At 66.8% G+C, this 20,380-nt stretch carries 19 protein-coding genes and 1 riboswitch; of the genes, 13 read left to right on the top strand and 6 right to left on the bottom strand.

Annotation, left to right across the window (positions count from 1 at the left end; all coding sequences use genetic code 11):
- Nucleotides 1–80 precede the first annotated feature (80 nt).
- Together VIM12_RS15940 and VIM12_RS15935 are read right to left on the bottom strand one after the other, a co-directional pair.
- Nucleotides 81–584, bottom strand: coding sequence for a hemerythrin domain-containing protein (locus VIM12_RS15940; protein ID WP_331942658.1), 504 nt, complete (start codon nt 582–584; stop codon nt 81–83).
- A 71-nt stretch (nt 585–655) separates the two neighbouring features.
- Nucleotides 656–1,489, bottom strand: a complete 834-nt coding sequence (locus VIM12_RS15935; RefSeq protein ID WP_331942657.1) for a nucleotidyltransferase — start codon at nt 1,487–1,489, stop codon at nt 656–658.
- 136 nt (nt 1,490–1,625) lie between these two features.
- Here VIM12_RS15935 and VIM12_RS15930 point away from each other — a divergent pair, with 136 nt between their 5' ends.
- A complete protein-coding gene (locus tag VIM12_RS15930) occupies nt 1,626–2,378 on the top strand; it encodes a metallophosphoesterase family protein (RefSeq protein ID WP_331942656.1) in 753 nt (250 codons plus the stop codon).
- A gap of 41 nt (nt 2,379–2,419) precedes the next feature.
- Here VIM12_RS15930 and VIM12_RS15925 read toward each other — a convergent pair whose 3' ends face one another.
- Nucleotides 2,420–3,136 carry an SDR family oxidoreductase gene (locus VIM12_RS15925; RefSeq protein WP_331942655.1) on the bottom strand — a complete coding sequence of 239 codons (717 nt, stop codon included), beginning with the start codon at nt 3,134–3,136 and terminating at the stop codon, nt 2,420–2,422.
- Nucleotides 3,137–3,270: 134 nt separating this feature from the next.
- On the opposite strand from VIM12_RS15925, the gene VIM12_RS15920 reads away from it, so the two are divergent.
- From VIM12_RS15920 to VIM12_RS15910, 3 genes are all read left to right on the top strand, one after another.
- Complete coding sequence (locus VIM12_RS15920) at nt 3,271–3,915, top strand: MBL fold metallo-hydrolase (RefSeq protein WP_331942654.1); 645 nt, start codon at nt 3,271–3,273, stop codon at nt 3,913–3,915.
- 110 nt (nt 3,916–4,025) lie between these two features.
- A riboswitch (cyclic di-GMP riboswitch) is annotated at nt 4,026–4,114 on the top strand.
- A 58-nt stretch (nt 4,115–4,172) separates the two neighbouring features.
- Nucleotides 4,173–4,523: a hypothetical protein gene (locus tag VIM12_RS15915; RefSeq protein ID WP_331942653.1), complete on the top strand. Its 351-nt coding sequence runs from the start codon at nt 4,173–4,175 to the stop codon at nt 4,521–4,523.
- A 79-nt stretch (nt 4,524–4,602) separates the two neighbouring features.
- On the top strand, nt 4,603–4,998 hold the full coding sequence (locus tag VIM12_RS15910; protein ID WP_331942652.1) for an aminoacyl-tRNA synthetase: 396 nt from the start codon (nt 4,603–4,605) through the stop codon (nt 4,996–4,998).
- Here VIM12_RS15910 and VIM12_RS15905 read toward each other — a convergent pair.
- On the bottom strand, nt 4,995–7,142 hold the full coding sequence (locus VIM12_RS15905) for a putative bifunctional diguanylate cyclase/phosphodiesterase (RefSeq protein ID WP_331942651.1): 2,148 nt from the start codon (nt 7,140–7,142) through the stop codon (nt 4,995–4,997). The two genes, VIM12_RS15910 and VIM12_RS15905, sit on opposite strands and share 4 nt — an antisense overlap.
- A gap of 269 nt (nt 7,143–7,411) precedes the next feature.
- Between VIM12_RS15905 and VIM12_RS15900 the strand changes: the two genes are divergently transcribed.
- Together VIM12_RS15900 and VIM12_RS15895 are read left to right on the top strand one after the other, a co-directional pair.
- Entirely contained in the window at nt 7,412–8,542 is a 1,131-nt protein-coding gene (locus VIM12_RS15900; RefSeq protein ID WP_331942650.1) for a class I SAM-dependent methyltransferase, read from the top strand.
- 299 nt (nt 8,543–8,841) lie between these two features.
- Entirely contained in the window at nt 8,842–9,984 is a 1,143-nt protein-coding gene (locus VIM12_RS15895) for a GGDEF domain-containing protein (RefSeq protein ID WP_331942649.1), read from the top strand.
- An 18-nt stretch (nt 9,985–10,002) separates the two neighbouring features.
- On the opposite strand, the gene VIM12_RS15890 is transcribed toward VIM12_RS15895, so the two are convergent.
- Both VIM12_RS15890 and VIM12_RS15885 read right to left on the bottom strand, forming a co-directional pair.
- Entirely contained in the window at nt 10,003–12,642 is a 2,640-nt protein-coding gene (locus VIM12_RS15890) for a bifunctional acetate--CoA ligase family protein/GNAT family N-acetyltransferase (protein ID WP_331942648.1), read from the bottom strand.
- 37 nt (nt 12,643–12,679) lie between these two features.
- Entirely contained in the window at nt 12,680–13,606 is a 927-nt protein-coding gene (locus tag VIM12_RS15885; protein ID WP_331942647.1) for a histone deacetylase family protein, read from the bottom strand.
- Nucleotides 13,607–13,831: 225 nt separating this feature from the next.
- On the opposite strand from VIM12_RS15885, the gene VIM12_RS15880 reads away from it, so the two are divergent.
- From VIM12_RS15880 to VIM12_RS15850, 7 genes are all read left to right on the top strand, one after another.
- On the top strand, nt 13,832–14,164 hold the full coding sequence (locus VIM12_RS15880; protein WP_331942646.1) for a zf-TFIIB domain-containing protein: 333 nt from the start codon (nt 13,832–13,834) through the stop codon (nt 14,162–14,164).
- Nucleotides 14,165–14,256: 92 nt separating this feature from the next.
- Nucleotides 14,257–15,477, top strand: coding sequence for a diguanylate cyclase (locus VIM12_RS15875; RefSeq protein ID WP_331942645.1), 1,221 nt, complete (start codon nt 14,257–14,259; stop codon nt 15,475–15,477).
- A 103-nt stretch (nt 15,478–15,580) separates the two neighbouring features.
- Complete coding sequence (gene argS / locus VIM12_RS15870; protein ID WP_331942644.1) at nt 15,581–17,311, top strand: arginine--tRNA ligase; 1,731 nt, start codon at nt 15,581–15,583, stop codon at nt 17,309–17,311.
- Between the two features lie 35 nt (nt 17,312–17,346).
- Nucleotides 17,347–17,982: an SPOR domain-containing protein gene (locus VIM12_RS15865; protein WP_331942643.1), complete on the top strand. Its 636-nt coding sequence runs from the start codon at nt 17,347–17,349 to the stop codon at nt 17,980–17,982.
- 28 nt (nt 17,983–18,010) lie between these two features.
- A complete protein-coding gene (locus VIM12_RS15860) occupies nt 18,011–18,676 on the top strand; it encodes a thiol:disulfide interchange protein DsbA/DsbL (RefSeq protein WP_331942642.1) in 666 nt (221 codons plus the stop codon).
- 99 nt (nt 18,677–18,775) lie between these two features.
- The gene (locus tag VIM12_RS15855) at nt 18,776–19,576 is read left to right on the top strand and encodes an SDR family oxidoreductase (protein WP_331942641.1); all 801 of its coding nucleotides are present in this window, start codon (nt 18,776–18,778) and stop codon (nt 19,574–19,576) included.
- Nucleotides 19,573–20,373 (top strand): helical backbone metal receptor, encoded by an 801-nt coding sequence (locus tag VIM12_RS15850; protein ID WP_331942640.1) that lies wholly within the window; start codon nt 19,573–19,575, stop codon nt 20,371–20,373. Before VIM12_RS15855 ends, VIM12_RS15850 begins: the two co-directional genes overlap by 4 nt.
- The last annotated feature ends 7 nt before the right edge of the window (nt 20,374–20,380 follow it).

Here is a 20,380-nt window from a genome sequence, read left to right as displayed (position 1 = left end):
GCTGTACAGGGGGTTGGACGCCGGCGCGCCACGGCGATTCCCACGCCGGCGCGAAGAATTGCGGAAAGTCACTACCCCGCTTATTGGACGAGCGCGCGGGTCGATGGCGGATGGGTGCGCGCGGCGGCGAGGCGGGCTTCCATGGCCTGCATTTCCACAAAGATCGCGTCGAGGTCGAGGCCGGCCAGTGCAATCTGGGGGAAAAGACGCTGTTCCTCGTCCTCGATATGGCGCAGTACGGCATCCTTGAGAAGACCGAACAGGTGCTCCGCCTGCGGATCGCCTTCGTCCATCGGCTTGAGCTGTTGGACGATGCGATGCACCTGCTCGTGTTCATGCGCGCACTGTCCGACCAGCCGCGGGTCGATCTGCTGCACGCGCGGATAGAACACGCCTTCCTCCACCGCGGCGTGCAGCTGCATCATCAACAGGAGGTGGCTGCCGACGTCGCGCTTTTCGCCTGGGTCGCGCGCCTGTGCGTACTGCACGAAAAGCTGGCGCAGCAGGTTATGGCCGGCGCGGAGCATTGCCACCGGCGTTGCTGCGCCAGACCCGGCGCCACTGTCTGCCACCCATTCGCTCATCACTCGCAGCTCCTGTCTCCCGATGAACCTGGAGTTTAGAAGCCGTCGCATCGATTGCAAGCCATCCCGGCTCAATCCGGCTCGTGGTCGTCGCTGATCGCCTGCGTCCACTGCGCGGTGTCCTCCGGCGTCATCTTGCCGACGGGGGCCACTCGGCCGTCCTGCAGACCCTGGCGTTCGATGTCGTTCAGGTATTGCTCGCGCGAGAGGAGGGTGCCAAGGCACAGCCGGGTGTCGGGCGGTTCGCTGTGCGTTTCCTGGCGCAGGCGTTCGATCAACTCGTCCATGATTGCCGAGGGCACCAGGTCGCGATGGGCCGGATAGACGAAGCCGAACAGGATCAGGTGGCTCAGCAGCACCCGCCAGTGCGGCTCGAAGCGGCGGAACAGCCGCGGCCAGTCGAGCTGCGCGCTGCGCGCCCGGATCAAATGGGCGATGTCGGCGCCGTCGAAGCGTTCCTTTTCCATGATGAAAGCCTTCGACCAGATCATCTCTTCCGCCGGACAGATGCGGACCGGGACGCCGAGCACCTCGCCGGGCGCCGCGTGTTCGAACCACGCATCGTCGACTTCGGCGATCGCGTTGCCCGAGCTGAAGATCAGGTCAATATACACGCCTTCGAAATGCACCTTGCCGAGCCAGTGCGGATAGGTCAGCTCGCACTCGTAGCCCGCTTCCTGCACGACTTCCCTGATGCGCTCGAAGTCGTTGCGACGGATGAAGATGTCGAGGTCCTTGGTCGGGCGGTTGACTTCGGTATAGCGATTGAAGGCATAGGCACCGCCGATCAGATACGGCACGGAAGCTGCATTCAGGGTCTGCAGGACTTCCCGGTAGAACGTGGCGATGGCGGCGTTGGATTCATCCACCGGATGGGAAGTCGGCACAGGTTCTATAGGTTTCATTGTTGCCCCAGGTGACAGGAAAGAGGTGATACCGGGAATCAGCAAAACTTATGCCACGAGCGCGCGGTCAGTATGAAGGAGCAAGTGTCGTCGTATCGGACGCGGCGCCGGCAACCACAAGCAAAAGGAGGTGTGAGTGATTTCTAAGGACAAGATACGCTTTGCGGCAGTGGGAGACCTGCACTGCACCAAGGATTCGGGCGGCGAATTGCGGAAATTGTTCGCGGCTGCCGCGGAGGAAGCCGACGCCCTCCTGCTGTGCGGCGACCTGACTGATTACGGATTGCCGGAGGAGACCCATGTGCTGGTGGAGGATCTTGCCGCGGCTCGGATTCCGATCGTCGCCGTGCTCGGCAACCATGACTACGAGTCGGGAAATCCGGGCGAGGTGCGCCGCATCCTGACCGAGGGCGGGGTGAAGGTGCTGGATGGCGAGGCATGCGAGATCCACGGTGTCGGCATCGCCGGCGGCAAGGGATTCGCCGGCGGCTATGGCCGCGGCGCGCTGGGTCCCTGGGGGGAGGGCGCGATCAAGCAGTTCGTGAACGAGGCGATACAGGAGGCGCTCAAGCTGGAGTCGGCGCTGGCCAAGCTGCGCACCCCTCACCGCATTGCTGTCCTGCACTACTCGCCCATCGTGGGCACGGTGCAAGGCGAGCCGCCGGAAATTTTTCCCTTCCTCGGCAGCAGCCGGCTGGAAGATCCCCTGATCCGCTATCCGGTCGACGCGGTGGTGCACGGCCACGCACACCGCGGCTCGCCGGAGGGAAAAACCGCCAACGGGATTCCCGTCTACAACGTGGCCAAGCCCTTGTTGCAGCGGACGTTTCCAGAGCGACCGGCCTTCCGCATCATCGAAGTGCCGATTGCGGAAGCCAGCGCCATGTAATTCTGGTCGGAAGGATGCGCAAGTTTGCGCATCGACACCGATCAGTCACGCAGATCCGCGACCGCTTGCTCGCCGAACTTGCCGGACAGCAGAAAGTCGACCAGGCGCCGCGCGCAGTCCTCGGGGCTGGTCAGCGCCCCTTCGCGCTTGAGCGCCTCGAAGCGCTCCCGGATCGGGAAGCGGTCGAGCGAGGTCGAGCGGATTTCCGCTTGCATGTCGGTGTCGATGACGCCCGGCGCCAGGCTGCACACGCGCAGATCATGGCCGGCGTCGAGCGCCGCGGCACGGGCGTGGTGGTCGAGCGCGGCCTTGGTCGCACAGTAGACGCTCCAGCCGGGATAGGCGTTGCGCCCGGCGCCGCTGGAGACGTGCAGGACGCGCTTCTCGCCGGGGACGCGCGCAATGGCGGCGGCCAGCACCAGCGGCGCCGACACGTTCAGCGCGACGGCCTGGGCGACGGCGAGCGGATCCTGCGCTTCGGCCGGGCCCACCGGCTGGACGGTTCCCGCGTTGTTGATCAGCAGCGCCTGCCGTTCCCCCGCCAGAAAGGCGGCCAGTGCGCCGGAACCCAGCCAGGCATGCAGTGCGGCCGGGTCGCCGAGATCCAGCTCCTGTTGTTGCAGCAGTTGCGGGAAGCGGGCGGCGAGGTCGGCGTTGGCGCGTCGCGCCAGCGCCAGGACAGGGATGCCGCGGGCAAGGAGTTCCGCGCCGATGGCGGCACCGAGGCCGCGGCTGTGTCCGGTCAGTACGGCTTTCATCTTCTGGTCCCTTTCATGATGGAGTGGCGGATGCCGACGACGCAGGTTAGCAGGCGTTCGGTTTTCCTGCATTCCGGTGAGCGGGGCGCGTGGCATACTCTCGGCCGTCGTCCTGCAAATTTCGGATTCCGGCCATGAAATGCGCGATCGTTCCCGTCACGCCCTACCAGCAGAATTGCAGCATCCTCGTCTGTGAAGAAACGCAACGCGCCGCGCTCGTCGATCCCGGCGGCGACCTGCCGCGGCTGCGCGACGCGCTTGACCGCCTCGGGGTCGGCCTGGAGAAGGTCTTCCTGACCCACGGCCATCTCGACCACTGCGCGGCGGCGGACCTGGTACGCCAGGAATTCGGCGTGCCGATCGAAGGTCCGCACGAGGAAGACCGCTTCTGGATAGACCAGCTGGACGAGGCCACCCGGCGCATGGGTTTTCCGCCGGCCGCATCCTTTGTGCCGGACCGCTGGCTGCAGGACGGCGACCGCGTGACCTTCGGCGCCCAGCGCCTGGAAGTCCTGCACTGCCCGGGGCACACGCCCGGACACGTCGTATTCTTCCATCCGGACGCGCGGCTGGCGCTGGTCGGAGATGTCCTGTTCAAGGGTTCGGTTGGCCGTACCGACTTCCCGCGCGGCGACCACGACAGCCTGGTCCACTCGATTCGTGAAAAGCTCTTTCCGTTGGGCGACGACGTGATGTTCGTACCCGGGCACGGTCCGGTGTCGACCTTCGGCGACGAGCGCGGCAGCAATCCCTTCGTGGCCGACCGGCGCTTCGGCTGAAGCCGCTGCAGCAGGAGAGGGAAAAACGGCCGGGCCGGAGGACATCCGACGAAAACCGGCTGTTCCCCGCCGAGCGCGACTTTTTGTTTTCCTGTTATACTTTCCGCAGATCAACTGCAAGGCAAACCGTTTGAAAGAACGGGACGCAAAGCTTCCGGCCTAAAAGAGTCACCACTCTCATGGCAGCGGGGCCGCCTTCCGGAGCGAAGACATGCTCCAGCTATCGGCATTGCCTTGCGCTGCATGTGAGGATTCGGATGCCGAAGCCATATCTACCCTTGATGATGCTCTTGCTGCTGCCGCTGGCCGCGTCCGCCGAGTGCGGCTTCGTCAATGGCGAGCAGGGCATGACCATCGTGGTCGGCAGCAAGAGCAACCGCTGCTTCGATTCGGGGACCTTTCGCGAAGCCTTCCGCGACAGCCTTATCGCCTCGGTGCGGGAAATGGACGGCGATGTCGTGGCCGCCACGGGTGCCGCCGGCAACGGCGGCGGGAAAAGACGTCCGTTCGACAGCCGCAACGCCCGCGGAAACAAGCTGTGGACCATCGCCGAGCGCAATCACCAGGCCACCCTGGGCACCGCTTCCTACTACGGCCAGCGCCGCTGAACGGCGCGTACCGACACCTGCGCTCAGGAACTGCGCTTTCTCCTGCCGTCTAACAGCAGGAGAGGAGCGTGCAATGCGAATGAGCGACGAAGAATATTTCCGCAGTTGCGTCGCCAAGGAACGGCGGCTGGCCCAATTGCTCGGACACGAGGTGGAAGAGTACGCGGACAGCGCCGGCACGCTGTGGGAGAACCGTACGCCGATGCCGCGATGGACGCGCGACTGGCATGCCTGTGGCGCGCTGCTTGCCGAGTACCGGCTGTCCATCGCCTTCACCTGCCCGCCGGGCGAGGCCGAAGGCGAAGCGATCGCCGCCGGTCCGGTGCTGGTGCGCGTGGCCGACCATCCCGATCGGGAGCGCGCGCTGATGTTCGCCATCGTCAAGGCGGTCGTCCACCTGCTCGAGCACGGCGAATGCCACCGGATGCCCCTGCACCGCCGCCATCGCGCCGACCCTGCACCGCCGCACTGCTAGTGCGCCGTCACCGGGTCGGTTCCGAGCAGTTCGCCAAGGCGTTCGGGCGGCACCGGCTCGGAGAAGAAAAAGCCCTGTGCATAGTCGCAGCCGGCTGCGCGCAGCCAGTCCCGCTGTTCCGCCGTCTCCACACCCTCCGCCACGACTTTCAATCCCAGCTTGTGGGCCATGACGATGATGGTTTCAGCGATCACGCGGGCATTGCTGCAGCTGGCGGTCTCCCTCACGAACGACTGGTCGATCTTGAGGAAATCGACGTCGAACTTCTTCAGGTAGGCAAGCGAGGAATAGCCGGTGCCGAAGTCGTCAATCGACACCTGTATGCCGGACTCGCGCAGGCGCAACAGGCGGGACTCGACCGCATGGCTGGTGTTGAGAAGCAGGTTCTCGGTGATCTCGACGGAGATGCTGTTCCACCCCAGTCCCAGTTCCCGCAGTTGCGCATCCCAGCTTGGTCCTAGGGCGGGCGCGGTGAACTCGGCCGGCGAACGGTTGATGCTGACCTGGAATGTGCTGCCGGTCTGGTCGCTCCAGCGGCGGGACCAGATGGCGGCCTGCATGAACACCCAGTTGCCGATCTCGTTGATCAGGCCGCTCTCCTCCGCCAGCGGTATGAAGGCGGCCGGCGCCAGCAGGCCCTGGGCCGGATGCTGCCAGCGCAGCAGCGCCTCCGCCTTCACGATGCGCTCGGTGGACAGTTCCATGATCGGCTGGAACACGACGCGCAGCTGATGCCGGGGCAGGGCCTGGCGCAGCTGGGCGATCAACGCAATGCGCAGGGTCGCCGCCTCCTGCATCGACGGAGTGAAGAAGCGAAACTGGTTGCGCCCCGCCTGCTTGGCCGCGTACATGGCCTGGTCGGCGTTGCGCACCAGGTGGCCGGTTTCGGCCGCGTCCGCCGGAAACAGGGTGATGCCGATGCTGGCGGAGATCGTCACCTCCTTGCCATCGAGAAGAAAAGGAAGCGCCAGCGCATGCAGGATCTTCTGCGCGATGCGGCTCACCTGGGCCGGGGTCTCGAGCGCGGTGAGGATCACCGTGAATTCATCGCCGCCGAGGCGGGCCGCCATGTCCGACTTGCGCACGCAGTCGCGGATGCGGCCAGCGGCCTGGCGCAGGAGCTCGTCACCCGCGTCATGCCCGAGCAGGTCGTTGACCTCCTTGAAGCGGTCGAGGTCGATGAAGAACAGCGCCATTGGCTGGCCACTGCGGCGAGACAACGCGATTTCATGGTCGAGCCGATCGCGAAACAGGCTGCGGTTCGCAAGCCCCGTGAGCGTGTCGAAATTGGCCCGGTGCAGCGCCTCCTGCTCGTTGGAGATGTCGACCGTCGTGCCCATCATGCGCATCGCCCGCCCCTCGGCGTTGCGGGCAACCACCGCCCCGCGGGCAACGATCCATTGCCAATCGCCCTGCTTGTTGCGCACCCGGTATTCCTGCACCACGATCGGCACCTTGCCGCGCAGGCAGGCCATCGTTTCTTCCCGCACCCGTTCCCGGTCTTCCGGATGGGTAATGCCCAGCCAGTCCTCCAGCCGGCCGCCGACCTCGTCCGTACCGTAGCCGAGCATCTCGCGGCCCCGCTTCGAAAACGTGAAGCGGTCCTCGGCAATGTTCCAGTCCCAGACGCCTTCGCCGGCGGCTTCCAGCGCCAGCTGCAACCGTTGCTCGCTGGTGTGCAGGGCTTCCTGGGTGCGCACCAGCGCGGTGACGTCGTAACCTTGCGCAAGAATGCCGCTGACCTTGCCGTCTTCGGTGATGATGGGCAAGTAGGACAGGTCGAGGAAGCATTCCTCGGGGCGGGAGCCGGGTTTTGGCCGGACCAGAAGGCGGACGGCGCGACCAACGTAGGGCTGGCCCGTGCGGTGCACCTGGTCGAGCAGCTGCACATGGGCATCCAGTTCCGGTTGCGGAAACACCTCGCGGATCGGCTTCCCGATCAGGTCACGCGGACCGACCAGCCGGAAATAGCCGTCGTTGGCGAATTCGAAAACATGCTCCGGACCGCGCAGGATGCAGGCAAATCCGGGCGAGACCTGGAACAGCTTCTGCGCGACCGCACTTGCCTCCCAGTCGGGCCAGAGCGTGGCCGCCGCCGCTGGCTTCTCCGATGAGGAATGCTGTGCCTGGTCTTCGGGTGTCATTGCGATTCCCTGCCGCAAGGCGCTTTTGCCCGTCCGGGTTTGGACGGGTGTCCGTGTAGCTAGGAATGGGCGGCGGGCAGGAGGTTCCTGCCGGTTTCGGTGGCGCTTTGCGTTAGCGCATGCCTGCCCGGCACGTACTTTCCCCGTCTGCAAGGTCAACCTGTCCAGCCTCCCGGGCGCGGCTTCACATACAATAGCGCCTCCTCCCGACGTGCTTTCCCTTCCCGATAGCGCCCCATGTCCTCTGATTGCCCTGTCTCCTGGTTGCGATGAGCGAACTCCCCCTGATTCACTGGAACGAAGAGGGCGACGCCCGTCATGCCCGCTGGCGCTCCGAGGCGGGCCTGCCGCCGCCGCCGAAGGTGCAGGTGGCGGACGACACGATGAATGCCGACCTGGCGTACCGGCTCGCCTGCGAAGGGACCGCACTGCTCTGGCGCGGCGACTATCAGAATGCGCGCCAGCTGCTGCAGGCGATGGCGCGGCGCGTCGACCGCAAGCCGAAGAAGCCGCGTCCCCGTCCGTCCGACGCAAAGGAGGCCTTTCACCAGCATCGGCAGGCGCAGGCGAGGCGGGCGCGCATCCTCGGCATGCTGCTGCTGCCATTCGACGCCGGCCATCACCTGCCGTTGCGGCGCGCGCCCGACGTCGCCGATGCCTGCGAGGAAGCCTATGGACCGGCGCCGGAGCCCTACGTCGCCTCGCTGCGTGAACTGCTCGGCCTGATCGGGGCACATGAATGGCGCAAGAAGGGCGTGGAGATACCCGCCCTCGGCGCCCGTATTCATCCGCACTACGGCGTGTTCTCTCCGGTGCGGGGCGAATACATCGATCTGGTCGCCACCGCGCCCCTCCCGGCGGGCGTCGTGGCCTTCGACATCGGCACCGGCACCGGCGTGCTGGCGGCGCTGCTGGCCAAACGCGGCGTCCAGCGTGTGGTGGCGACCGACCAGGACGACCGCGCGCTGCACTGCGCCCGCGACAACCTGACGCGGCTCGGCTGCGCGCACCGGGTGGAGCTGCTGAATGCCGACCTGTTTCCGCAGGGGCAGGCATCGCTGATCGTCTGCAATCCCCCGTGGCTGCCGGCCCGCCCGAGTTCGCCGGTCGAAGCCGCGGTCTACGATCCCGACAGCCGGATGTTGCGCGGTTTCCTCGCCGGGCTGGCGTCTCACCTGTCAGCGGGGGGCGAAGGATGGCTGATCCTGTCCGACTTCGCCGAACATCTCGGCCTGCGAACCCGGGCAGAGCTGAATGCCTTGTTCGATGCGGCCGGCCTCAAGGTATTGGGACGGCTGGACGCACGTCCTCGCCATCCCAAGGCGAGCGATCCCGATGATCCGCTGCATGCCGCGCGGTCGAAGGAAGTCACGTCGCTCTGGCGGCTTGCCGTCCGGTAGGGCGATCACCGCCCGGGCAGGCGCATTCGGCGTACCGTCGGCTGCGGGGAGACCACCGCATCGACGCGATGCATGCCGAACGCCGGGACTGCGGTGCACGGCACCGCAAGCCGCTGGCAGCAAAGGGCAGCAGAGGTTGACCTTCCAGCGCACGGCGAGTTCATACCAGTCAGAAAGGCGCTAGAACGGCATCAAGCGGGATGCATTGAACGTCGCGGAACACGTCCTTTTATCAAGCGCGTGCGCTTATACTTTCTGTTCAATGCCTAGGGCCGTGCCCAATCCGCGGCTTGCCTTCCATGTCGAGTACGTTTGTCATCCTGCTGGTCGGGGCGGTGTTCTGCGTCCTGATGCTGCTGGTCCTGATTTCCCTCTTGCGCAGCAGCATCGCCGGTATTCGTGAATGGTGCGTCGCCAACGCGTTTGCCTGCGCCGCGCTGGTGCTGTATGCATTCGGGCGAGAATTGCCGCCGCTGGTCGCGTACGAGGTGGCCAACGGCGTGTATGCCGCCGCTGCGGTCGCGCTGTTCGCCGGCTTCAGGCGCTTCTTCGGCCTGCGCGTCTCGCTGCCGATCCTGGCGGGCGCCGTGCTGTCCCTGGCCGCCGCCATTGCCTTCTTCCATTACCGCGTGGATTCGTTCGTCGCGCGCACCATCGTGGTGGCCCTGTTCCAGGGCAGCTTCTGCGTCGGCATCGCCCTCACCATCCGCCGCTCGCGCAAGGCATGGCGTTCGCGTTACCCGTACTACTTCACGCAGACGATGGCGCTGGTCGTCGCGCTCGGTCATTTCATCCGCAGCGCGATCTACCTCGGCCACGCGGCGGACATGACCTCCCTGTTGCAGCCGTCGCCATGGAACCTGGTGTTTCTCTCGCTGGGCAGCTTCGTGCTGCCGGTGCTGACCTTCGGCGCCGTGATGATGGTGCATGACACCATGATGGAAAAGGCCGAGCATGCCGCCAATCGCGACTTCCTGACCGGCGCCTGGTCGCGGCGCGCATTCTTCGAAATTGCCGAGCGCGAGATGTCGCGCTCGCAGCGCACCGGCCGCCACTTGTCGCTGCTCCTGCTGGACGTCGACAACTTCAAGCAGATCAACGACAGCTACGGCCATGCCGCCGGCGATCAGGTGCTGATCGAGGTAGTGCTGCGGGCGGAAACCATCACCCGCAGCATCGACTATTTCTCCCGCGTCGGCGGCGAGGAATTCGCCGTGCTGCTGCCGGAAACCAGTCGCACGGCGGCGCTGGTGGTGGCGGAGCGGCTGCGTTCGGTGCTCGAGCGCAAGGCCGGCCTCGGCGTTGCCGCCTATACGGTCAGCATCGGCGTCGCCACGCTGCACGGCACCGAGTCGTACCATGACGTGATCAAGCGGGCCGACGCCGCGCTCTACGCGGCGAAGGCGACCGGCCGCAACCGCGTGGTGTGCGAACCGGACTGAGCGCTGCGGAAGTCCGCGCTACAGCGCGCGCACGCAGAGGCGGAAGTCGGGGTCGTCCTCGTAGCGGCGCACATCGAAGTCCAGGCTGCGCATCAGCCGCAGCATGGCCGCGTTACTCGACAGCACCAACCCTTCGATCTGCCTGAGTCCCTTGCTGCGCGCTTCGTCCATGATCGCGTACATCATGCGCGAGCCCAGCCCCTGGCCGTTGAAGTCGTCGGCCACCGCAAGGGAGAATTCGCAACTGTCGAAATCGGGGTTGGTCACATACCGGGACACGGCGATGATGCGTCCGGCGTGCACGGCGACCAGCGCCATCTCCCTGTCGTAGTCGATCAGCGTGAACCGCGCCAGCATCCGCAGCGGCAGTTCGCGCATGGTCGAGACGAAGCGGAAGTAGCGGCTTTCCGGCGACATCCGGCGCACGAACTCCTGCAGCATCTCGGCGTCGTCCGGCCGCACCGGGCGCACGGTGAAGTTGCCGCCGCCGCGCAAGGGCCACTCCTGCTCGCGTTCGGACGGGTAGGGCAGGATGGCGAGGTGCGGATAGTGGCCGCTGCCGGATGGACCCTGGTCCACCACGATCCTGGCGTCGACGGCCAGCGCGCCGGCGGCGTCGACCATCACCGGATTGATGTCCATCTCCCGCAGCTGCGGCAGCGCGCACACCATTTCCGACACGCGCAGCAGCACCTGTTCCAGCGCATTGCGGTCCGCCGGCGGCGCGCCGCGCCAGGGGCCGAGGGTTTCCGCGCAGCGGGCGCGGTCGACCAGGCGCTGTGCGAGGAACTGGTTGAGCGGAGGGAGCTCGATCGCGCGGTCGTCGATCAGTTCTATCATGGTCCCGCCCGCGCCGAAGGAAATCACCGGGCCGAACGGACGGTCGGTCGTGACGCCGATGTACAGTTCGCGGCCCTGCGGCTTGCCGGCCATCGGCTGCACCGTCACGCCGTTGATGCGGGCGTCGGGCCGGAGCCTGGACACGCTCTCCATCATGCTCTGCCAGGTGTCCCGCACCGCCGCGGCGTTGTGCAGGTTGAGCGCGACGCCGCCGACGTCGGACTTGTGCGGGATATCGGGGGAGTCGACCTTCAGTGCCACCGGATAGCCGATCTGGTTGGCCACCATGAAGGCTTCGCTCGCCGAGCGCGCCAGGATGGTCTTGGTGACCGGGATATGGAAGGCCGCCAGCAGGGCCTTCGACTCCATTTCCGTCAGTACCTTGCGCCGCTCCGCCAGCACGCTCTCAATCAGGAGGCGCGCGCCTTCGACGTCGGGTTTCGGCAGCGGCGACAGCGGCGGCGGCGTCTGGTGCAGCAGCTGCTGGTTCTGGTGGAAGGAGGCGATGTTGTAGAAGGCGTCGACCGCCGCCTCGGGCGTGCGGTAGGTCGGGATCGCCGCCGTCACCAGGATCTGGCGCGCGGCGGACGCCCGTTCGTCGCCCATCCAGCAGGTGATCAGCGGCTTGCCCACCGAGGGATGGAGATCCGCCAGCGCCTGGGCGACCGCCGCGGTGTCGAGGTCCGGCTTGGGGGAAAGGATCACCAGGATGCCGTCGATCGCGTTGCTGGCCGCGCATGCGGACACCGCGGCGCGGTAGTGGGCCGGGTCGGCATCCTCGGCCAGGTCGATCAGCGCGTCGAGCGTCGCCAGCGGCGACAGTTGCTGCGCCAGCACCGCCGCCGCGTTCGGTGTCAGCGAGGCGAGTTCGAGGCCGAGCTCGCTGGCCCAGTCGGCAGCCAGCACCCCCGGTCCGCCGCCATTGCTGACGATCGCCAGCCGCCTGCCGACCGGCAGGGTGCGCGCCGACAGGCCCTTGGCAGCAGTGAACAGCTGCACGAAGCTGCGCACGCGCACCGCCCCGGCGCGCTTGAGCGCCGCGTCGAACACGTCGTCGCTGCCGACGATGGCGCCGGAATGGGTGAGGGCAGCGCTGGAGCCGGCGGGCCGGCGGCCGGTCTTCAGCACGAACACCGGCTTGGCGTTGGCCGCGGCGCGCAACGCACTCATGAAGCGCCGGGCGTCGCGTATCCCTTCGAGGTAGACCACGATGCTCTGGGTCGCGCGGTCGTCCGCCAGGAAATCCAGCACTTCCGAAATATCGAGCGCGGTGTTGGCGCCGAGCGAAACCACGGTCGAAAATCCGACGCCGTTCTTGACCGCCCAGTCGAGGATGGCCGATGCCAGGGCGCCGGACTGCGACACCAGTGCCAGCCCGCCGGCGCGTCCCAGGGAGCCGAGCGCACTGGCGTTGAGCTGCAGGCGCGGGCGCTGGAAGCCGAGCGAGTTCGGCCCGAGCAGGTAGATGCCGTGGCGCTTCGCGGTCGCCTGCAGCGCTGCCGCCAGCTTTGCATCGACCCCGCTGGAGACGATCAGCGCGGTCTTGCTGCGCACCCGCGCCGCCAGTTCCAGCGCATGCTCCAGTTGCCCGTGCGGCAGGGCGATGATGGCCAGGTCCGACTTCGACTGCACCAGGTCGCCCAGGGTCCCGCTTACCGCCACGTCAAGGTAGCGCACCTCCCCGGCGTAGCCGCCGCTGCGCAACTGTTCGACGATGAAGCGCCCTTGCGCGATGCGGCTGTCAGGGGTGTCGTCGTCACCGGCGAAGACCACGATCGACTGCGGCGAGAAAAGCGGCGTGAGGTAGTGTTTATCCATGCGTGTGTCGTGTTCTTGTTTTTTCGGCCGCGCTGTCTCAGTCGGCGCCGATCAGGACCTGCAGGTGGGCCGCAACGCTGCGCGCCAGCGGCGACATCACGTACCCGCCCTCGAGGCAGGACACCGCCCGACCCTTCGCATAGCGACGGGCCAGGCGCATCACCTCGCGCGTGACCCATTCGTAGTCCGCCTCCGTCAGCCCGAGGTTGCCCATGTCGTCCTCGCGGTGTCCGTCGAAGCCGGCGGAGAAGAAGACCATCTGGGGCCGGAAGCGCTCCAGCGCAGGCAGCCAGAACTGGTCGACCGCCATCCGGAAACCATCGCCGCCCGCGCGTGGCGTCATTCCCACGTTGACCATGTTGCTGCCGCGCGGTTCGCTGCCGCTGAACGGGTACAGGTCGAGCTCGAAGGTGGAGCACATCAGCACCCGTGCATCGCCGCAGAGGATGTCCTCGCTGCCGTTCCCGTGGTGCACGTCGAAGTCCACCAGCGCCACCCGTTCCAGGCCGTGCACGTCCAGCGCATGGCGGATGCCGACGGCGACATTGTTGAAGAAGCAGAAGCCGCCGGCGGCAGCCCGCGCAGCATGGTGGCCCGGCGGGCGCACGTTGCAGAAGGCAACCGGCGCCTTGCCCGACAGGACCAGGTCGGTCGCCAGCACCGCCGCCCCCGCGGCGCGCAGCGCGGCCTGGTAGGTGTAGGGATTCATCCAGGTGTCGGGGTCGACCTGGGCATATCCCTCCGAGGGCGATTTCGCCGCCATCTCGTGGACGTGCAGCAGCGTGTGCGCCCGGGCAAGCTGCGCTTCGGTGGCGAGCGGGGCGTCGTAGGACTGCATGAATCCGAGCAGGCCTTTCATCAGCAGATGGTCGTGGATGGCGTCGATGCGCTCGGGGGATTCCGGGTGCATCGCGCCCATCTCATGCCTGCTGCAGTCGGAATGGGAAATATATGCGGGTAACATCGATCGGGACCTCGGGCAGAGTGGCGCCGGTGCCGGCACCGCCAACTGCTTGGACGCCACCGGACCGGAATTGGTTGTCGCTTCAACACTGCAGGCACGCGCGGGAAATTCCTTGTCCTGCATCAATTCCTTCCGGCGCCGCGCCGCATTGCCGGTTTCGCATGGCCGCGCAAAGCGTGGCACACTGCGGCAAGCGCAGGACAGCGCCAGCCGAAAGGAGCCACCATGCAATGCCCCGTTTGCAGCAACACGCAGCTCGTCATGTCGGAACGCCAGGGAATCGAGATCGACTACTGCCCGCAGTGCCGCGGCGTATGGCTGGACCGCGGCGAACTCGACAAGATCATCGAGCGGGCGGCGCCGGCAACGTCGGCGCCGCCGCCCGGCTTCGGCCGCCAGCCGGCACAGGGCGAGCCCTACCGGGCGCCGCCGCAGCCCTACCAGCCGCCGCCGCAGCAGCCACCCCAGCAGCAATACCCGCAGCACGGGCACTACCGCGACGATTATCACAAGCGCAAGAAGAAGGGATTTCTCGGCGAGCTGTTCGACTTCGACTGAGCGGCTGCCATTCTTGCAAGCATGCACGGTGCTGGACGCGCATGCAGGCAGAGGCTACGCTTATGTTTCCGTAAGTCAACAAGTGCTTTGCCATGCCCCGCCATACCGACAGCAAGGATTTTCAGACGCATGCCGCAGAGATGCATGGATTCTGGAGTGCGCGCAGCGCTTTCCCGCCGGCCCTGGAGAACGCATTCCAGGCCGAGATGGACGCCGTACGCGAACGCCGGACCCTGAAGACCGGCCTCGCCGCGGTATTGCTGTACGCCGCGTTTGCCATTTCCGACCGCAACATGGTGCCGGACATCTACCGCCAGGCCTGGGCGGTGCGCTTCCTGCTGGTGATTCCCCTGATGCTCGCCACCTCGCTGTTCGTGTACCGGATCAGGAGCGCCGTCCTGCGCGAGGCCGTGCTGTCGGCCACCATCATCCTGTCCGGCAGCAGCCTGGCCTGGATCGCCAGCATGAGCCGTCACCCGAATGCCGCGCACTATATCAGCGGCGTGACCCTGATCATCCTGTTCGGCAATATCGTGCTGAACCTGCGGCTGCGCAGCGCATTAGTCAGTTCGCTGCTGATGATGGCAATCTACGGCTGGCTGCTTTCCCAGGCGGAGACGATTGCGATGGCGGCGCGCTTCAACAACTGGCTGTTCTGCATGTCGGCCGTCGCGATCAGCCTGATCGCCAGCTACCGGATTGACCAGGACCAGCGCCGCGCCTACCTGGCCCGCGTCCGGGAAGAAGAGCGCAACAAGGAGCTCAGTCGCGCCAACGACATGCTCGAGAAGCTGTCGTCGGAAGACGGCCTGACCCAGCTGGCCAACCGGCGCGCATTCGACCGCCGCCTGTCGGCCGAGTGGAGCAGGGCGCGGCGCGAAGGGCAGCCGCTGGCGCTGGTGATGATCGACATCGACTACTTCAAGAATTTCAACGACCGCTACGGCCATCCTGCCGGCGACGACTGCCTGCAGCAGGTCGCCAGGGTACTGGAGGCACACACGCGCCGGCCCGCCGACATGGCGGCGCGCGTCGGTGGGGAGGAATTCGCCGTGCTGCTGCCGGCCACCGGTTCCGGCGCGGCCGCCCACATCGCCGAGCAGATGCGCGCGGCGATTGCCGGCCTGGGCATCGCTCACCAGCGTTCCGGCATCGCCGCGCACGTGACCGCGAGTTTCGGCGTCGCTGCAATGGTGCCCGACGGCCAGCAGGAGCCCGGCGCGCTGCTGACGGCCGCCGATGCATGCCTGTACCAGGCCAAGCAGGGCGGGCGCGACCGGGTCGCGGCATCGCCGGAAGCCGTGGCGGCCTGACCCGGACGGCGGCCGCGGCCGGGCGGGCGGCGCGGCGGAGCCGGTATAATGCTGCCGGTCTTCCTCTTTCACTGTACGGCCGGCGGCCGTCCGCATTCCTCCCATGCTCGCATCACAAAAACAGCAGATTATCGACCTGTTCCAGCGCGCGCTCGCGCCCATCGTCGCCGACACCGGCGTGCAGCCGACTATCGTCCTGGAGCGTCCGCGCGATCCCGCGCACGGCGACATCGCCTGCAATATCGCCATGCAGCTCGCCAAGCCGCTGAAGAAGAATCCGCGCGAGCTGGCACAGGCCATCGTCGCCTACCTGCTGGCGAACAAGGGCCAGCTGGTCGAGTCGGCCGAGATCGCCGGACCGGGTTTCATCAACCTGCGGGTGGCGGCGGCAGCGAAGCAGGGCGTGGTCAACGCCATCCTGCGCGAGGGCGCGCAATACGGCAAGGGCACCGCCGGCGCCGGCAAGAAGGTGATGGTGGAATTCGTCTCCGCCAACCCCACCGGCCCGCTTCATGTGGGACACGGCCGGCAGGGGGCGCTCGGCGACGCGCTGTCGGCGCTGCTGGAAGCGCAAGGCTACGATGTGACGCGCGAGTTCTACTATAACGACGCCGGTGTACAGATCGGCAATCTCGCCCTGTCGGTGCAGGCGCGCGCCAAGGGCATGAAGCCGGGCGGCGCCGGCTGGCCGGAGGCGGCCTACAACGGCGACTACATCGCCGACATCGCCGACGATTTCCTGCAGAAGAAGACCGTCGCGGCGCGTGATGGCGAGCCGGTCACCGCCAGCGGCGACGCCGACGACCTGGATTCGATCCGCCGCTTCGCGGTTGCCTACCTGCGCCACGAGCAGGATCTCGACCTGCAGGCCTTCGGCGTCCGCTTCGACAATTACTATCTCGAATCCTCGCTGTACAGCGAAGGCAAGGTCGCCGCGGCGGTCGAGGCGCTCACCAAGGCCGGCAAGACTTTCGAGCAGGACGGTGCGCTGTGGCTGCGCACCACCGACTACGGCGACGACAAGGACCGGGTGATGCGCAAGTCGGACGGCACGTTCACCTATTTCGTGCCCGACGTCGCCTACCACATCACCAAGTGGCAGCGCGGCTTCGGCAAGGTGATCAACGTCCAGGGCAGCGACCACCACGGCACCATCGCGCGCGTCCGTGCCGGCCTGCAGGCGGTGGGCCTGGGCATCCCCCAGGGATATCCCGATTACGTGCTGCACAAGATGGTGACGGTGATGAAGAACGGCGAAGAGGTGAAGATCTCGAAGCGCGCTGGTTCCTATGTCACGGTGCGCGACCTGATCGAATGGTCGGCCGGCGACGCTGCCGATGCCGACGGCGCGCGCGATCTCACCCGCGGCCGCGATGCGGTGCGCTTTTTCCTCATCTCGCGCAAGGCCGATACCGAATTCACCTTTGACGTCGACCTCGCGCTGTCGCAGTCCGACGAGAACCCGGTCTATTACGTGCAGTATGCGCATGCGCGCATCTGCTCGGTGCTGGCCCAGTGGGGCGGCGACGAAGCGACGCTGCAGCCGGATGTGGACGTTTCGCCACTTGCTTCCCCGCGCGAGGCGGCGCTGCTGACGCGCCTCGCCGAATACCCGGAGATGCTGCAAAAAGCCCTCGACGAACTCGGCCCGCATCAGGTAGCTTTCTACCTGCGCGATCTTGCCGGCGAGCTGCACAGCTACTACAACGCCGAGCGAGTGCTGGTCGACGACCAGGCGGTCAGGACCGCGCGGCTGGCGCTGATGCTGGCCACGCGCCAGGTGTTGCGCAACGGCCTGGCGCTGATCGGCGTCTCGGCGCCGGCGAGGATGTAGGCAGAACAAAGCGGCGCACAGGCAATCGAGGAAGCATGATCAAGTACAACAGGCAGCAAGGCGGCACTTTCCTGGGCATTATCATCGGGCTGGTCATCGGCCTCGGCATCGCGCTCGCGGTCGCCATGGCGATCACCAAGACCCCGATGCCCTTCACCGACAAGTCGGGACGGCAGAAGGCGACCGAGCCGACCGCGGGCCAGGCAGCCGATCCCAACCGTCCGCTCTACGGCAACCGCGCGGCCCGCGAGACCAGGGACGCGCCGAAGGAGGCGCCGAAGGAAGTCGCGCCGCCGGAGAACACCGCTGCTCCGCAGCCGGCCGACAAGTCGCGCGAGGTCCAGGTCGGCGGCAAGCTCGACCAGAAGCAGGGCGACAAGGCGCCGGTGGTCGAGCAGTCGGCCAAGGCCAAGGCTGCCGACAGCGGCGACGACAAGTGGATATACTTCCTGCAGGCGGGCGCCTTCCGCGAGCAGAACGACGCCGAGGGCATGCGCGCCAAGCTGGCGCTGCAGGGCGTCGAGGCAAAGGTCTCCGAGCGCCAGTCCGAGAGCGGCGTGCTGTATCGCGTGCGGGTCGGCCCGTTCAACGAGATCGATGCGATGAACAAGGTGCGCGGCAAGCTGTCCGACAGCGGTATCGACGCCGCGGTCGTGCGCGCCGCAAAGTAATCGTCTTTTACATGGAGCAAGGGAACATATGCGTTTTCTGAAACACGTGGTCGCCGCACTCAGCCTGAGCCTGCTCGCCGCCGGCGCCGGCGCTTCGCCGGACAAGCCGCAGGACGGCACCGACTACCGCACGCTGCAAAAGCCGCAGCAGACCGAAGCCGGCCAGAAGGTCGAGGTCATCGAGTTCTTCTGGTACTCCTGCCCGCACTGCTTCGCGCTGGAGCATGACCTGGTCGCCTGGCTCAAGAAGCAGGGCGACAACGTCGTCTTCAAGCGCATTCCGGTTGCCTTCCGCGACTCCATGGTGCCGCAGCAGAAGCTGTTCTACACGCTGGAGGCGATGGGCAAGTTCGACGAGCTGCACCAGAAGCTGTTCAACACCATCCATGTCGAGCGGAAGCGGACCGACACCGACGCCGAGATCCTCGACTTCGTGACGCGCAACGGCATCGACAAGCAGAAATTCCTCGACGTGTACAACTCCTTCGGCGTGCAGGCCAAGGCCAAGCGCGCGACGCAGCTGATGCAGGCCTACCAGGTGGACGGCGTGCCGCTGCTGGCCGTCGGCGGCCGCTACCTGACCTCGCCGGCGATCATCGCCGAGAAGCTCGGCAACCGGCCGGAGCCGGTGCTGCACCAGGCCACCTTCCAGGTGATGGATTTCCTGGTGAAGCAGAGCCGCCAGGCCAAGTAAGCCAAGGCACGCCGGCAAGACAGCCAAGCCCGGGCCGCATTACACTTGGGTCCGCCACCTGCGAGGGTGGCGGACCTTTTCATTTCCGGCGGAGCCCAAGTGGACGGACATCATCAGAAGCGCGTTTTCATCACCGGCGCCTCCAGCGGCATCGGCGCCGCCCTGGCGCAACGCTACGCGGAAGAGGGCGCGGTGCTCGGCCTGGTCGCCCGCCGCCGGCCCCAGTTGCAGCAGCTTGCCGACACCTTGCCCGGTGTCGGGCGGCACCGGATCTATGCGCTGGACGTGACCGACACCGCTTCGCTGCATGCGGCCGCCGCCGATTTCATCGCGGCCCACGGCGGCATCGACGTGGTCGTCGCCAATGCAGGCATCTCGCGCGGTACGCTCACCGAACTGGCCGAGGATCTGCCGGTGTTCGAGCGCATCCTCGCCACCAACGTCAGCGCCACGGTTGCCACCTTTTCGCCGTTCATCGCGACCATGAAGCGCCAGGCGCGGGCGGGGCACCGCGGCTGCCGGCTGGTCGGCATCGCCAGCGTCGCCGGCATCCGCGGCCTGCCCGGCGCCGGCGCCTACAGCGCATCGAAGGCGGCGGTCATCAGCTACTGCGAATCGTTGCGGGTCGAACTTGGCCGCCACGGCATCCGGGTAGTGACGATCGCCCCCGGCTACATCGATACCCCGATGACCCGGGTGAATACCTATCCGATGCCCTTCCTGATGCCGGCGCCGGCGTTCGCACGCAAGGCGGTCGATGCGATCGAGGCGGGAACCAGCTATCGCGTCATCCCCTGGCAGATGGGGGTGGTGGCCAGGCTGCTGCGCCTGCTGCCGAACAGTCTGTACGACCTGGCTTTTTCGCGCGCGCCGCACAAGACCCGGGAAGCGAAGCAATGATGGCGGCCGATGCCCTCGGCGTCGTGCACGCTCCGGCGGGTCCGGCGCCGCGCATCGTCTCGCTCGTGCCGTCGGTGACCGAGCTGCTGTGCGCGCTCGGGCTGGCACCGTTCCTGGTCGGCCGCACCGGTTTCTGCATCCATCCCCGCGAAGTCCTGCAGGCGATTCCCAAGGTCGGCGGCACGAAGGACGTCAACGTCGAGAAGGTCCGGGCGCTGCAGCCCACCCACCTGCTGGTCAACATCGACGAGAACGAGAAGCCGGTGGTGGACACGCTGGCCGCGTTCATTCCGCATGTCGTGGTCACCCATCCGCTCGGCCCGGGCGACAATCCCGCGCTGTACCAGTTGCTTGGCGGCATCTTCAACGCCGGGGACCGGGCCGCCCAGTTGTGCGCCGCGTTCGAGCGGGAATACGCGCAGTTGCAGTCGGCGCCGAAAGGCCCGCCGCAGACGGTGCTGTACTGCATCTGGAAGGACCCCTGGATGACGGTGTCGGGCGACACCTACATCGCCCGCATGCTGGAGCAGATCGGCTGGCACTGCTGGACGCCGCCCGGCAGCACGTCGCGCTATCCGGAATTTCGCTGGTCCGACCGGCTGGCGGCCGCGGTCGACATGGTGCTGCTGTCCACCGAACCCTACCGGTTCACCGAGGGGCATGTCGACGCGCTCGAGCGGCAGGTCGGCAAGCCGGTGTTGCTGGTCGACGGCGAAATGCTGTCCTGGTACGGCAGCCGGGCGATCGCCGGGCTGGGCTACCTGCGCGCGCTGGGCGCCGGCACGCAGCCTTCCTGATTGCCGG

This window comes from Noviherbaspirillum sp., from assembly GCF_036563305.1.
GTDB lineage: Bacteria > Pseudomonadota > Gammaproteobacteria > Burkholderiales > Burkholderiaceae_D > Noviherbaspirillum.
This window is presented reverse-complemented; position numbering and strand designations above follow the sequence as displayed.

Bases quoted from the DNA above. Each gene is read 5' to 3' on its own strand.
- VIM12_RS15890 (WP_331942648.1), bottom strand. From the start codon at position 12,642: ATGGATAAACACTACCTCACGCCGCTTTTCTCGCCGCAGTCGATCGTG.
- VIM12_RS15925 (WP_331942655.1), bottom strand. From the start codon at position 3,136: ATGAAAGCCGTACTGACCGGACACAGCCGCGGCCTCGGTGCCGCCATC.
- VIM12_RS15920 (WP_331942654.1), top strand. From the start codon at position 3,271: ATGAAATGCGCGATCGTTCCCGTCACGCCCTACCAGCAGAATTGCAGC.
- VIM12_RS15900 (WP_331942650.1), top strand. From the start codon at position 7,412: ATGAGCGAACTCCCCCTGATTCACTGGAACGAAGAGGGCGACGCCCGT.
- VIM12_RS15865 (WP_331942643.1), top strand. From the start codon at position 17,347: ATGATCAAGTACAACAGGCAGCAAGGCGGCACTTTCCTGGGCATTATC.
- VIM12_RS15850 (WP_331942640.1), top strand. From the start codon at position 19,573: ATGATGGCGGCCGATGCCCTCGGCGTCGTGCACGCTCCGGCGGGTCCG.
- VIM12_RS15895 (WP_331942649.1), top strand. From the start codon at position 8,842: ATGTCGAGTACGTTTGTCATCCTGCTGGTCGGGGCGGTGTTCTGCGTC.
- VIM12_RS15940 (WP_331942658.1), bottom strand. From the start codon at position 584: ATGAGCGAATGGGTGGCAGACAGTGGCGCCGGGTCTGGCGCAGCAACG.
- VIM12_RS15885 (WP_331942647.1), bottom strand. From the start codon at position 13,606: ATGTTACCCGCATATATTTCCCATTCCGACTGCAGCAGGCATGAGATG.
- VIM12_RS15875 (WP_331942645.1), top strand. From the start codon at position 14,257: ATGCCCCGCCATACCGACAGCAAGGATTTTCAGACGCATGCCGCAGAG.
- VIM12_RS15860 (WP_331942642.1), top strand. From the start codon at position 18,011: ATGCGTTTTCTGAAACACGTGGTCGCCGCACTCAGCCTGAGCCTGCTC.
- VIM12_RS15905 (WP_331942651.1), bottom strand. From the start codon at position 7,142: ATGACACCCGAAGACCAGGCACAGCATTCCTCATCGGAGAAGCCAGCG.
- VIM12_RS15935 (WP_331942657.1), bottom strand. From the start codon at position 1,489: ATGAAACCTATAGAACCTGTGCCGACTTCCCATCCGGTGGATGAATCC.
- VIM12_RS15910 (WP_331942652.1), top strand. From the start codon at position 4,603: ATGAGCGACGAAGAATATTTCCGCAGTTGCGTCGCCAAGGAACGGCGG.
- argS (WP_331942644.1), top strand. From the start codon at position 15,581: ATGCTCGCATCACAAAAACAGCAGATTATCGACCTGTTCCAGCGCGCG.
- VIM12_RS15880 (WP_331942646.1), top strand. From the start codon at position 13,832: ATGCAATGCCCCGTTTGCAGCAACACGCAGCTCGTCATGTCGGAACGC.
- VIM12_RS15915 (WP_331942653.1), top strand. From the start codon at position 4,173: ATGCCGAAGCCATATCTACCCTTGATGATGCTCTTGCTGCTGCCGCTG.